The 13,213-nt window shown below is 36.4% G+C and carries 14 protein-coding genes and 1 tRNA gene; 6 read left to right on the forward strand and 9 right to left on the reverse strand.

The window, feature by feature from the left end; all coding sequences use genetic code 11:
- Window positions 1–11: 11 nt before the first annotated feature.
- A complete protein-coding gene (locus AC3ISB_RS27575) occupies window positions 12–248 on the reverse strand; it encodes a hypothetical protein (RefSeq protein ID WP_489275173.1) in 237 nt (78 codons plus the stop codon).
- Window positions 245–514 (reverse strand): hypothetical protein, encoded by a 270-nt coding sequence (locus AC3ISB_RS27580; protein ID WP_489275174.1) that lies wholly within the window; start codon window positions 512–514, stop codon window positions 245–247. Before AC3ISB_RS27580 ends, AC3ISB_RS27575 begins: the two co-directional genes overlap by 4 nt.
- A gap of 212 nt (window positions 515–726) precedes the next feature.
- Between AC3ISB_RS27580 and AC3ISB_RS27585 the strand changes: the two genes are divergently transcribed.
- Window positions 727–1,296 (forward strand): hypothetical protein, encoded by a 570-nt coding sequence (locus AC3ISB_RS27585; protein ID WP_489275176.1) that lies wholly within the window; start codon window positions 727–729, stop codon window positions 1,294–1,296.
- A 20-nt stretch (window positions 1,297–1,316) separates the two neighbouring features.
- Here AC3ISB_RS27585 and AC3ISB_RS27590 read toward each other — a convergent pair whose 3' ends face one another.
- Window positions 1,317–1,520 (reverse strand): hypothetical protein, encoded by a 204-nt coding sequence (locus tag AC3ISB_RS27590; protein WP_489275178.1) that lies wholly within the window; start codon window positions 1,518–1,520, stop codon window positions 1,317–1,319.
- Between the two features lie 232 nt (window positions 1,521–1,752).
- Between AC3ISB_RS27590 and AC3ISB_RS27595 the strand changes: the two genes are divergently transcribed.
- Complete coding sequence (locus AC3ISB_RS27595) at window positions 1,753–2,208, forward strand: helix-turn-helix domain-containing protein (RefSeq protein WP_489275180.1); 456 nt, start codon at window positions 1,753–1,755, stop codon at window positions 2,206–2,208.
- 390 nt (window positions 2,209–2,598) lie between these two features.
- Here the strand turns inward: AC3ISB_RS27595 and AC3ISB_RS27600 are convergent, their stop codons facing one another.
- The 3 genes from AC3ISB_RS27600 to AC3ISB_RS27610 all read right to left on the reverse strand — a co-directional run bounded on the left by AC3ISB_RS27600 (window position 2,599) and on the right by AC3ISB_RS27610 (window position 4,621).
- The gene (locus AC3ISB_RS27600; protein ID WP_489275181.1) at window positions 2,599–2,913 is read right to left on the reverse strand and encodes a hypothetical protein; all 315 of its coding nucleotides are present in this window, start codon (window positions 2,911–2,913) and stop codon (window positions 2,599–2,601) included.
- 218 nt (window positions 2,914–3,131) lie between these two features.
- Complete coding sequence (locus tag AC3ISB_RS27605; protein ID WP_489275182.1) at window positions 3,132–3,821, reverse strand: DUF4145 domain-containing protein; 690 nt, start codon at window positions 3,819–3,821, stop codon at window positions 3,132–3,134.
- Between the two features lie 179 nt (window positions 3,822–4,000).
- Window positions 4,001–4,621 (reverse strand): hypothetical protein, encoded by a 621-nt coding sequence (locus AC3ISB_RS27610; RefSeq protein WP_489275184.1) that lies wholly within the window; start codon window positions 4,619–4,621, stop codon window positions 4,001–4,003.
- 482 nt (window positions 4,622–5,103) lie between these two features.
- Here AC3ISB_RS27610 and AC3ISB_RS27615 point away from each other — a divergent pair, with 482 nt between their 5' ends.
- From AC3ISB_RS27615 to AC3ISB_RS27630, 4 genes are all read left to right on the forward strand, one after another.
- Complete coding sequence (locus AC3ISB_RS27615) at window positions 5,104–5,370, forward strand: hypothetical protein (protein WP_489275186.1); 267 nt, start codon at window positions 5,104–5,106, stop codon at window positions 5,368–5,370.
- 168 nt (window positions 5,371–5,538) lie between these two features.
- A tRNA-Arg gene (locus AC3ISB_RS27620) sits at window positions 5,539–5,601 on the forward strand.
- A 176-nt stretch (window positions 5,602–5,777) separates the two neighbouring features.
- Complete coding sequence (locus AC3ISB_RS27625) at window positions 5,778–6,317, forward strand: hypothetical protein (protein WP_489275187.1); 540 nt, start codon at window positions 5,778–5,780, stop codon at window positions 6,315–6,317.
- Between the two features lie 15 nt (window positions 6,318–6,332).
- The gene (locus AC3ISB_RS27630; protein ID WP_489277042.1) at window positions 6,333–6,824 is read left to right on the forward strand and encodes a tyrosine-type recombinase/integrase; all 492 of its coding nucleotides are present in this window, start codon (window positions 6,333–6,335) and stop codon (window positions 6,822–6,824) included.
- 327 nt (window positions 6,825–7,151) lie between these two features.
- On the opposite strand, the gene AC3ISB_RS27635 is transcribed toward AC3ISB_RS27630, so the two are convergent.
- The 3 genes from AC3ISB_RS27635 to AC3ISB_RS27645 all read right to left on the reverse strand — a co-directional run bounded on the left by AC3ISB_RS27635 (window position 7,152) and on the right by AC3ISB_RS27645 (window position 13,209).
- Window positions 7,152–7,424 (reverse strand): hypothetical protein, encoded by a 273-nt coding sequence (locus AC3ISB_RS27635; protein WP_141992350.1) that lies wholly within the window; start codon window positions 7,422–7,424, stop codon window positions 7,152–7,154.
- A gap of 617 nt (window positions 7,425–8,041) precedes the next feature.
- A complete protein-coding gene (locus AC3ISB_RS27640; protein WP_489275189.1) occupies window positions 8,042–10,030 on the reverse strand; it encodes an acyltransferase family protein in 1,989 nt (662 codons plus the stop codon).
- Window positions 10,031–11,016: 986 nt separating this feature from the next.
- A complete protein-coding gene (locus tag AC3ISB_RS27645; RefSeq protein WP_141992352.1) occupies window positions 11,017–13,209 on the reverse strand; it encodes a DNA topoisomerase III in 2,193 nt (730 codons plus the stop codon).
- Between the last annotated feature and the right edge of the window lie 4 nt (window positions 13,210–13,213).

Genomic DNA, 13,213 nt, shown 5'->3' on the forward strand with positions numbered 1-13,213 from the left:
TTACCACCTTTTTATTTTTGTTTTCGTTTTTTTGCCTCAGTTAAAACATTTAAAAGCACTTTATTTCTAGCTACTTCTTTTTCTAGTTCGTGCAGCTGATCTTTTAAAGAATAATTAGCATCCAATATTTCATGGATTTTAAATTCGATTTCCTCTACTGACTTAAAGCTTGTATGTTCAGCCAGGATTCTGTTTTCAATATCCTTAGCGAGAATAGCGTGCAGAATCTTTTGTAACTTCTCTTTCATTGATAACACCTCGACTTTAGTTCAACCATATGAGAAATCTGATGAAGTTCCTCTGAACTGATTTTTAGCTTTTCAATGCCCTGTACGATTTTCGTTTCAAGGCGTGGAGTCATCGGTCTTTGACCAGCTTGAACCAAAGATAAATAAGATTGGTGAACGCCGATGATTTCAGCAAATTCAAACTGATTTAGCCCACGACACGCATATAAATAAGGCAACATTTCAACTGTGATTTTAATTTCACTCACCTCGTTAATTTCCGTCATATCCTATGACTTTTTAGTCAAAACAAAAAGAGTGAAGCAATTGCCTCACCCTCAACCGTAGCGAACAATAAGACCGCCTACTTTATAGGTTGTCGTGGAGGTACTTTTTACAGGTGTCCAAGAAAATTTACTCTAATTGAAAAAGGGTATTCACACTAATGTGAAGAATGTGTGATATAACGATTCATATGCGTGTGAAAGGAATGTGAACCATGAAGATTAAAGAGTTATTAGACGAATTGTCCGTGACGGGGAATACCATAGCCAAGGTCGCAAAAGAAAAAGTTGGAGTTGGTGAGAAGAAATTAAAAGCCGTTTTACATACCGCTGGATATGAATATCGCAACTCTGGTCAAAAGGGCTGGTACTATGTAGGGGAAGGTGAAGAACCTCTTTATAAATCAGTCTTTGAATTTGTTGAGACTTCACCCGTAAGTTCACCCAAGGTGAAAGAAACTTCACTTACAAGTTCACAACCTGTTGTATTTGATGTGAATAGAGGAAGAAATGAAGGTGAAATAGACTTCACGCCGGAAGAAAAAGCGATATTAAAGGAACTGATAAGGGCATATGTGCTTGATGAAAAACAAGATGATCCTGGTAGAAAAGATGACCTTTACCAGAGGGTTGTCACTTTAGAAAAGGGTAAGAAAGTACGGAAGACGATTGTCATCAATGAGGAAGTTGGGGAATTATTGGACAGATTCGCAGACCAACAAAAATTCAATAAGTCCGATCTTATCGAAATTGCCATTCTCGACTTGGTTAACAAATACAAATAAGGTGCTATGTAATTAGCACCTCAGCTTTTTTGATTCCCTTCTAAATTGGCATTTATCCGTTTCAAACGTTCCAGAACATCTCCATTTTCTTTATTTAACTTTTTTTCTACCTCATCTAAACGACTATTAACCTTTTTGAACTCTTCTTTGATTCCATCGAACTGTTTGTCCATATCGTTGAATACGGTCTCCATAAGTTTCTTTAACTCATCAATTTCACTCATTTTAGAACACCCCCTATTTACCACGTAAACACCACGTACAGAGGCGTTATCGTTTCGCCTAATCTAACAATAATTTTAAATTTAAAAGCCTCAGAATGGACGTGTGGAGGCATAAAAAGTACATTTTAAAAAATCTTCAAATCAAATGTCCCATTTCATTCCCTTTTTGCAAGTGCGGAGATAGGTAAGGTGAAAATCTTGCACTATTGAAACTGAAAAGGATTGATTGAACATGACAAACAATACATCAAAAATTGCAGGTGCAAATATCCGTTGTAAAGGAAACGTCGAGAAAAACTTTGAACAAGTACCACACGCGATATTCAATTATTTAGCGTTAGGACTCATTTCAGGAAATGACCTAGCTGTATACCTCATGCTATTAAAGAACGATAACAACCAAAAGCTTTATGCTTACCCTACCGTAAACCAGTTAGCTATTTGGACAGGAATTAACCCCAGAACTGTCAAAGCAGCGACAAAGCAGCTTGAATTAGTTGGACTAATTAGGAAAACTAAAGCACCGGGATATGCTAATAAAAATCGGTATTACGTGAATCTTCCCCACGAGAAGGAAGTGCTGGAAAAACTGGTCCCAGGATTAAAAGCTGAACTTGATCTTAAAATCAGCAAGCTTGAAATTGAAGCTGAAAATGATAGGCAAAGACTGCAAAACTGGAATCAATAAGCACACACGGTAGGGATTATAAAAGTCATTAATCCTCATTCCAGGGATTATGTAGGGCATTATTTGCACCTTCATGGGGAATAAATGTTACTTCCCTAGTGCAAATATTGCCCGTTATATACACTTACTACAAAGACTTAATATAAAAACTTAAATAATAAGAGAATGGTTTTTAAAAGAACACTATTACAAGGAAAAAGAAGGCTATCATAAAAGAAAGATTAAAGATCGGGTCACGGTGGGTGTTTGCAGAAACAATTCTGTTGTCCCCAAATTTGCCCCATGCCCGATTCTATACCATTTGAATAGTAGCGTGACTTTCAGCGTGAAAGCAACCTTAAAAAAAACATCCTCAGTACAGTTAACTCTTTAACAGGGGTTCTTTGTCGTTTATATGATGTCATCCTCTGCTTCAGGTATGTAATTTTTCTCTCTACTAAACTTAAGTGAATGCCCCTCAGGTTTGTTCTGCCTATTAATAACTTCCTGTTTCAGTTCCTCGATTAAATCATCTAAGGTTAAATCACTCCTACTGTACTCCAAAAGCAAGTCATTTACTAAATCATCTTTTGCATTAAATCCACAAAATTCACTGATTTTCGTAATAGCAGGAAAACTCAATTTATCCATTCCTTGCAATAAAATCTGGATTTCATCATCTATCCTTAATTGTTGAATTTTTTTAAGCTGTTCTTTTATATTCATTCTAATTCCCTCCCTTAATTTTTATTTACCGCTGCCTTTGTGCCCCCACGTAAATAGCGACCTGAACGGAAGATTAAAGAGGTTATCCCATACCGTGGGCAAACATCCCTCACAATAGAACAAAACAAATGTCTTACCATCTTCATACAGGGCAGTCATAGTCTCCATGTCATAATGACGCCCGCAAAACGCACAAAGCTTTGTCATAGCATGTTCCTCTATTCCCTACGACGTTTATCAAGATTTTCTCGTTTACCTTCAGGAACTAATGCGTAAATAGCAGCCATTTCCTTTTCTTCTGAAATCAGCTTTTCTACTACAAAATTAAGTACTTTGAATAACCGTAAGGCTGCACTGGGATCTTCATCTAAATTTATACCTGTTGGGTGTACTCCTGCATTTCCTATCAATCTAAGTGTATCTAATGCTTTTCTTACTGAACCGGAAGCAGTAATTATGTCTTTTTCAATAAGGTCTTGAATCATGACATCGATACTCCCTTTTTTGGCACCAACATGGACTAACAATTTCTCCAATGCCAATCTAAGTAAAGCAGCCGCAGATTTAGCAGAAAGATTCACTATAGAACTAGCCTCTTTATATAAGGCTTTAATGTTTTCCGGCATATCAGAATTAGGCGGTTCCACAATAGAAATATTCGGATAAACCATATTAAGACCTTTCCAAAGAGTATTTTCCCCACAATGAAAACACTCGCTAAATGAACAAATATTAAAATCCGAACTCTTTTTAATATATTGTACTCTCTCATCTTGAAGCTTACCCAAATAATAATTGGGACCATGCTTGGTAATCTCATTCCAATCTTGATGGCTAAATACCCCACATAACGGACAATGAAAAGCCTCTAATCCAAACTCGGGTCCAACATAATTTTCCTTTGCCAAATTCTTCAACCCCTCTGCCTTGATTTACCTAAATATACCTGTAAATACTTATAAGTCTCTATTGTTCTAGCCGTCCCTTCCTTATTTGTGGGGACTTTTCATTTGGTCTGGATTCTTGACCCAATTGAACAAATTCCATATCGTTGATGCCCCTCCAGTACGGAAAAGAGTACTACGCTTTATTCATTTTCTATAGTTAATAATGTATCAAATACCATAGTATAAAAACTCTCAAAATCAGTAATCAACCTAATACAGTCATTCATACTTGTAATGACTCTTTCTGTTTCACCAGTTCTATGAATATTTATTTTAAGCAATTGAACGTATTGTTTTTCATCCGGCACACTATAATTATGGGCAAGAATATTACGTAACACTCGCCAAGAATCTATATTATTCTTATAGATATCAGATTTTTCAATATCAATATTCAGTAAACTATCTAAATACTTTACTGAAGCAATAATACCTTGCCCCTTCATCATTTTATAACTAATCCCGATTTCTAAACTCTGCTGAACCACTTCACATAATAAAGTTAAAAGATACTCATATTTGCCGTAAAGAGATATGAGTAATGAATCACTTAAAGTTGTAACTAAGTCTACAGTTGTAAAACCATGATACTTATCATCGTTGTAAGCATTCGATGAAAATTCTTTTCCCTCGGCAAACTCATTAAATTCTAATTTGTCATAAAAATATTGAACTAAAGGTTTGTCACTTTCCAAATATTGAAACAATTTCGAACGATAAACTTCTATACTGAGTAAGTAATCTTTTGAATCATAATACATGCTATACCTCCATTAGAAAGAGTAATTATCCTACCGACCTATCGGTTGCTTACGCTACCCACTGTGGGACTGTCATTCTCAACCAACCCAAACTATGGATCCTTATATACGCTTTGTTGCTGTAACGATAGTACATCTCTAAATCTTTCTATGTATGGCGGAATTTAATACTTTTCCATTACTTAACCTCCAATATTTTTCTAAGTTAATTCAATTATATGGTACTAATAGTAAAATTTACATTAGGGTGTTAAGTTATTTTTAAAAATATGAACCTATGTCCCTGAAAAGAAATGGTTTTAGAACAGAAAAATATTACAAGTTTCATAGGGAAAGAAACAGGTTTTTATGATGCGATTATGATGAATGGTAAATTATTAGCCTTATCCTAAAAAACTTTTTGGCAGGTGTCCTAAAACACATCCGAACCGTAAGTACCTTAATAGTAAGACAAAAAACTTATGTGAAGGACGGATGAAAAGATGATGATTTCTAATGGTGGATTAGCTGTAAAACAAATTAAACTTAATAAAGATTTAACTTTAGAAGAATTAAAAAAACACAAAAATATTAAAGTGTTTTTTATTAAAAATGGTAACTTTATATTTCCAATAGATGTAGATGGAACGTTGGTGGCACTGTCAGGTTTATATGACGGTGAAAATTACCCTCTTCTTGATGAAGTAAAAATAACCAAACTTATAAAGTCACTCGGTCAAGACGGATGGAAAAAATCCTTGATTCTATAATAAACAAATAATATCTTGTAAAAAAACTAGTAAAGCTTGTATAATAAAAGTCGGAAACATTGTTTCGGAAACGTCAGACACTTTTATTTAGTATTTACGTATGGTACACGGTTAAAATGCTGAAATGCTTCATATATCAATATTTATTAGCTTTCCCAATACAACTAAGGAAGTACTGTTTATTTTGACAGCCTCCTAAGCTGTAGGTCGTAGGTTCGATTCCTATCTGGGACGCTAATTTTAAAACCCTGTTACAACGCGGTTCTTCCGTGTAGTAACAGGGTTTTTTCTGTTGGTATGACCGTTAAAAGCCGTAAATTGTATGTAGGATAAAAGCATTTCTGTACGTAGGAAACAGTGATATTCCATTTCACTATTATTTTCTATGTCTGGAGGTGCTTTTTTTCATGAAGAAACACGTTATTAAACAGCGTGGAACTGCGTTAAAGGAACGGAAATTGAACAGTAAGGCTACTGAAAGTTTCACGATTGAATATACACTGCAAGAAGCCTTAGATATTTTTCTACGTGCAAAAGTTGCTGAAGGTGTCCGACAGCGAACATTAGGCGAATATGTACGGCACATTAGGTATTTAACGGAATCCTTATCTGTTTATCACCCCTCTTTTAATTACGTTACCGATCTATCACCTTCTTTAATAAGAGAATATATCACTTTTTCAAAGAATAAGAGGGCTTATGCAGGCGATGAACAGCGTGAGAAAACCACTACTTTAACAGTAAATACAATCAATATCAGGTTACGAACATTGCGAACCATGTGTAAATTCTGGTTTGAAGAAGACATAACACCCGATAATCCTATGAAGAATATCAAGAACCTTAAACAAAATGCTGAAGAAGAAGTAAAAGGTTTTTCAGATGATGAAGTTACATTGATATTAAATTACTTTAATGAAAGGAATTTTGGGGAATGGCGAGATTAGCTTCTAGTTTTGCTGTTGCTTGATACTGGGATGCGAATTAACGAAGCTATTTCAACCAAGATTTCTAATATGGATTTTAAAGAATCATCAATCTTTATACCACCAGAAATAAATAAGAATAGCAAAGGTCGTCACATCCCTGTAAGCCGTGAAGTAATGCGAGAACTTAGAAAGCTACATGATGAATGTATCGGGTATTTCGGAGAAGACCATGAAACACTATTTATGAACGCTTACGGTGAACCATTGACTGGTGACACAATCAGAAGAAGGTTATACAAAGTTGGGACTGCATTAGGAATACCTAAAGTACATCCACATAGATTTCGACATACTTTTATCCGAAATTACATTCTAAACGGCGGAGACTTATTCACCTTACAGAAGATCGTTGACCACTCTAATATCACAACAACAAGAAAATATGTGCAATTGGATGACGTACACATCAAAGATCAGCACAATAAGTTTTCACCAGTGAGAAAGTATATGAAGCGTATTAGATAAATTGAAATAAAAAGAAAGCCACCTTAAAAAAGATGGCTTTACCTCTTACGTCTAATAATAAGGATTAACATGGTAAAAGTAAGGATTAACATGGTAAAAGTAAGGATTAACATGATAAGGATTATCATGGTAAAGGAAAGGACTAAAATGGTAAAGGTAAACATGATGAGGAGGATTACGGAAACCAAATTCATTTAGACGCCAATCACGGCCCATAGTCTAACACACCTTTTTTCCATATCTTATGAATGGGTAAATGTGAATGATTGGGTCTTTATTTATTATTATATTCCTCATACGTTTTCTTCTGGCGATCATTGAAAGCTTTTACCCCTCTTTTTTAAAGTGGTCTTTAATTAGACCTGGATTTAATCCTAACTCTTTAGCAATCTGAGAAGTTGGAATTATGCCTTCGGTTTTAATATAGAACCAATTAAACCCTTGAATCAAAAAAATGACTATTACTGTACTTATAGGGATTAAAGCGACAAAGAAAAGAGTATCCATGATTTTCATATATTTTGTTTTGTTAGTAAATTTTTTTAATCCCTTTTTTAGCGGGTTTGGTGTTCTGGTTCTGGGTGGTAACATTGGTTCCATAATACTTTCTCCTTTATGAAAATTCATTTGTACAATTTCAAACCCATTTATTATATTTATTGGAAACAACCTTTATGTAAATTCAAATCAACAAATTTTACCAACAATACTTTCATAAGCAATATTAACATATTTTTCTTCACATCAAATCAAATCTCCTTATGCCCTGTCCATGTACTTTTAAATTAATTCCTTGATTAAAAATGATTAAAGCTTGTATAATAAAAGTCGGAAACATCGTTTCGTAAACGTCAGACACTTTTATTTAGTATTTACGTATGGTCTACGGTAAAAGCACAGAAATTGCCGTTATAATAGCTTTTATAAACAGTCCAAACTTACTGTAAAGGAGACTGTAATAAACAGTGCCTCCTAAGCTGTAGGTCGTAGGTTCGACTCCTATCTGGGACGCTAATTAAAAACCCTGTTACAACGCGGTTCTTCCGTGTAGTAACAGGGTTTTTTCTGTGATTTATGTGGCGGTTGGACAAAGTAAACACTACTTCATCAATCCCTATAGATATAAAAAAATCTGAGCCCTGTAAAACACAGAACTCAGATTTTTTATATCAAGATAAGCAATATTATACTTGAAACAAATTACCCTTTAGCTATACTTACTTTTCAACTAAACCTATCTCGTTGATTTTTTCTTCAAAAATAGGTCCGAAACTTTCAGAATAAGTATTCGTTAAATGTCTATTATCACGGTAAATTATAACATTACCAATAATGGGCTGAAATTTACCGTTTACCTTGAAGTAATCTGTTAAGTCAATTTTATGCAAGGATTTATTCTCTTTTTCAAATTGTCTCCAAAAGCTTTCGTCTTTCTGATTATCTACTGAATTCATTTTTTTTGTAGTTTCTTCTAGTCCATTTGTTTCTAATGATTCCAGCACGTTAAAACTATATCTTGGATCATCACGAATCGCTAACACTTCAATACCATATTCATCTTTAACATACTGCAGCTGATCAACCATTTGTTGTTGTATTTTATTATTAGGCGTATCAGAAGCTGTTGCGTGAGAAATGACAAGATCTACATCTGAATCCTTTAGATAATCGAGAACATTATTGACCCAGATACCTTTCAAATCATCATCGGCATAACCTGTTGAAAAACGTGTACCTGAACGAGTCATATTCAATACACGATAATTATCATCTTTTGTCGCTTCTAATATGGCACCTAACCAATGCTCTGAATGGGAACTGCCGATCAAGGCAATTGTAGCATCGTAATTTTCAGTTTCGCCATATTCCCCAATTTTCAAGTCACTTTCCTTTAACCCTTGGTTACTTCCGTCCAAATGCGCTTTTGGTAAATCATCAAAGACTTCAGAATATGACGGAATTGGTTCTTGATCAGGTATATCGTCAGGGTTTTTTACAGCTAACGCTCCTGGATAATTTTTATCGTTTATTTTATTTTCCAGCTTATTTTTATCTATATATACTCCAATTAAAAGAGAGGCAATCAAGAGTACATTCACACTGCCCATTATCCCGATTCTCTTGAATGAGAATTTATTATCCTTTGAGCTTCGGATTGGTTCTTCTATATATCGAGTCATTAAAAACGAAAGGGCTATTGATGAAATGATAATAAGAGTTCCAACGATGAATCCTGGAGTTTCCTGGACATTATAACGATAGAACTCCAATAATACCCAATGCCACAAGTAGATTCCAAAAGCAATTCCACCTAGCTTCACCATTACAGGTGAACCTAAAAAGCGTTTGACACCAAATTTCGTATCGCATGTGCCAGACAAAACAATGAATAATGCGCAGGTCATTGGCCATAAGGCAATATACCCCGGAAACATTTCAGATACATTGAATACTATTCCAGTTAAAATTAAACCGATTAATCCGAGCCAACCTATCACGGTAGCAATATATTTATTCACCTTGATTGATGATAAATTGATACAGAGCAAACTGCCTAAAGCAAATTCCCAAACACGTGTCATCGTAATGAAATAAGCCCATGGCTGATTGACAGAGGTTAAATATATTGAGTATATAAAAGAAGAAACAAATAATATCCCTAAAATAGTATTGATTAATGTTTTAACTTTAGTTAATTTATATTTTTTTATTAAAAATAAAATTAAAGTGAATATTAAAAACCAGATTATATAAAATTGTCCTTGTATGGACAAAGCCCAAAAGTGTTCAACCGGTGTTTTCATTTGGCTGGAATCTAAATAATCCGTGCTCGAAATAGCCAGTTGCCAGTTTTGGTAAAAAAACATTGAGGCAAATACTTCATGTATAGTTTTATCTAAAATTGATTTTGGTAATAAAAACCAACTTAAAGCCAGAACAATTGCAAGAATAAAAAATACAGAAGGAAGTAATCTTTTCATTAACTTTGTGACATATGGCCTAAAACGATATTCCCCTGTTCGATTAATTGTGGAAACAATTGAAGTGGTAATAAGAAAACCTGAAATTACAAAGAATACATCAACCCCGCCAGAAACACGATTTAACCATATATGATATACCGCTACCAGCAGTGCCGCAACAACGCGTAGCCCTTCGATCTCAGGTCTGAATTTACTCTCAATATTAATTAATGGTTGATTCATTTGATTCTATCTCCTACTTTTTCGTCATGCATACAATTTAAAATTATATCACTTTACAATAATGATTTGTCAATATAGTAGAAAAGGTTCTTTAATTTTCACGAGTTCGGAGCTTTTCCCAACTTATCAACCAGGCCCCCCTTACAGAAATTGTACGTTGCCTGGGTACGAAGCCCACTCGCTTTTACATTCATTGAAATAGAACGTTACTTTATAAGTCAGTCCACCAGGGGCAACGAAAACGTGGCATGCTCCAACTGACCGGGTTTGTTAAACTGTCAAACATAAGAACATCCCCGCACAAAAACGAACAATACAATTCAAACTGTTTAATAGTAAAAGGAAGTTTGATTTATTACATGGATTTCTGAATAAAATCATGTTTTTTTAAAAAATATATGTTTTAACCTGTCCCATCCGGGTATACCAATACTGTAAGACATTCTCACCAAAGGAGATGATGTGCATGATGAGTACAATCAGAAGCCAATGGAACAAAGAGAATGACGCAGCGGTGTTTAGTCCCGGTGATCAGCGTTAGAGTCAATTGAAGAGTTAGATGATAATCAAGAAGGGAATTACTAGTCTTCTCACCCAAAGGAGGAGGATACTGATCATGAGTATTTACAGCCTATGGAATCCAGAGAATGATGAAGCAATTTTCAGTCCGGGTGATCAGCAGCCATTCAGTACGCTCATACGAGTAGATTCGGATAAACACACACACTGACAAAACACTTGAATATGAATTACATGGCACCGTACTGAATGAAGTTTAACAGAAGATATATGGAAAGGGATGGAGCGAGCGCTCCATCCCTTTCTGCCGTCTTTTTCTTTTATATGAATTTCGCCACTTCATCAAGCGGCAACCTTGTTGTGATGGGCCTGCCGACAAGAAAAATTGCCCACACCTGCTCCTTGCAAATAAGCCCATAAAAAAGAGCCCTTTCACCATCGAGCTAAAGGTGAAGGACTCTTTTCTTTTATTTATCGAATTTCAGTTTGGCTAAGGCATCGGCCAATGCAGTATTGATCGGCTCTTCTTTATTTTGCTTTTTCATATAATTGGAGACTTCATTTTTGGATACTTTTTGATTTTTATTTTGCCCTCTTCGTTTATTGTAAGAAGAAAGTTTTTCGTGAAAACCGCATTTACAGGTGAATGTCTGTGCTTCTCCTTGACCGCGCATTTCCATCTTTTTGTGACATTGTGGGCATCTGGCATTTGTTACACGTGAAACACCTTTTTTGTGGCCACATTCACGATCTTGGCAGACAAGCATTTTTCCCTTTTTACTATTCACTTCAAGCATCAGCTTGCCACAATCGGGACATTTCGTACCTGACACGTTATCATGCTTGAATTTTTGGTCACTATTTTTGATTTCATGGACGATATTTTTGGCGTAAGCGCGCATATCGCCGATGAAAGCCTGTTTTGGCAACTTTCCTTTTGCAATCGCGGTTAACTTTTGCTCCCATTGAGCTGTCAAAGCTGGAGATCGCAAGTCTTCAGGTGCCAATTGAAGAAGTTGTTTTCCTTTCGAGGTAACGTGAAGGCCCTTTCCCCTCTTCTCGATCAGGAAGCTATTGAACAGTTTTTCAATAACGTCAGCACGCGTTGCAACAGTACCGATCCCGCCAGTTTCACCCAGAGTCTTGATGAGTTCTTTGCTTTCCCCTGCCATGAAGCGAGCGGGATTCTCCATTGCCGAAAGAAGCGACCCTTCATTGAATGGTTCCGGCGGTTTCGTTTCACCTTCTGTTTGTTTCACAGCCGAAATAGTTAAACTGTCACCTTTTTGAACATTCGGAAGCAGTTGCTCAGCAAGGCCATCTTTAGCTTCTTCCTCATCGAATTGGTGATCATAGACTTCCTTCCATCCTGATTTCAGGACGACCTTCCCTTTTGCCATGAACGTCTCCTGCCCCATTTTTGCGGTGATGGTCGTTTGTTCATATTCAAAAGGTGGCATTAATACAGCAAGGAACCTTTTAACGACCAAATCATAGATTTTCGATTCTTTGTCGCTCAGTTTTCCCGGCAGCGGCGTTTGCTCAGTGGGGATGATTGCATGGTGATCAGTGACCTTGCTATCGTCCACGAACGATTTATTGGCCTTAATTGGGCTGCGCAGGATCCTTGATGCATACTGGGCATATGGTTTAATGCTGACAGCTTGTAATCTTTCTTTTAGCGTATCAACCAAATCCGTTGATAAAAAGCGTGAATCCGTTCTTGGATACGTCAAGACTTTATGGCTTTCATATAAGCGCTGCATGATCGATAACGTCTCTTTCGCCGAATAACCGAATTTCTTATTGGCGTCCCGTTGAAGTTCCGTTAAATCATATAAAGAAGGAGCAAAACTTTTCTTATGGGCTTTGTTCACTTCCACCACTTCTGCCTTTTTCCCCTTCACGGCTGAAAGAACCTTTTCTGCCTTGGCTTTATCAAATGTGCGGATATCTTTAGATTGGGCATCTTGCCAGATTAGGCGCAAATTGGATTCTGCAATTGCCGAAACGCCATAATATTTCTTAGGCTGGAATTGTTTTATTTCTTCTTCTTTTTTTGCAATCATCGCAAGTGTCGGCGTTTGGACGCGGCCGCAGGATAACTGGGCATTGTGCTTCGTAGTTAGAGCCCTTGTCGCGTTCATCCCAACGATCCAGTCCGCTTCTGCCCTTGCAACAGCAGAGGCAAATAGGTTTTCATACTCCTTGCCATCCTTCAGCTTTTTAAATCCATCTTTGATCGCTTTATCCGTTACAGAGGAAATCCAAAGCCTTTTAATCGGCTTCTTTACATTCGCTTTTTCGAGAATCCAGCGTGCAACGAGCTCCCCTTCGCGGCCTGCATCTGTTGCAATAATGACATCCTTGACATCATTGCGGTTCAATTGTGTTTTAACCGATTGAAATTGTTTGCCTGATTGCTTGATGACGACCAACTTCAAAGTAGGCGGCAACATGGGCAGGTCCTCAAGGCGCCACGTTTTATATTTTTCATCATAAGATTCCGGATCTGCATGGGTGACCAAATGACCTAGTGCCCAAGTGACGATATACTGTTCGCCTTCAAAAAAACCATTACCCTTTTTCCCGCAATTCAGCACTTTAGCTATATCTCTGCCGACCGAAGGTTTCTCGGCCAGTACGACTGTTTTACTCATAATA

This window comes from Peribacillus sp. GL_122, from assembly GCF_057835005.1.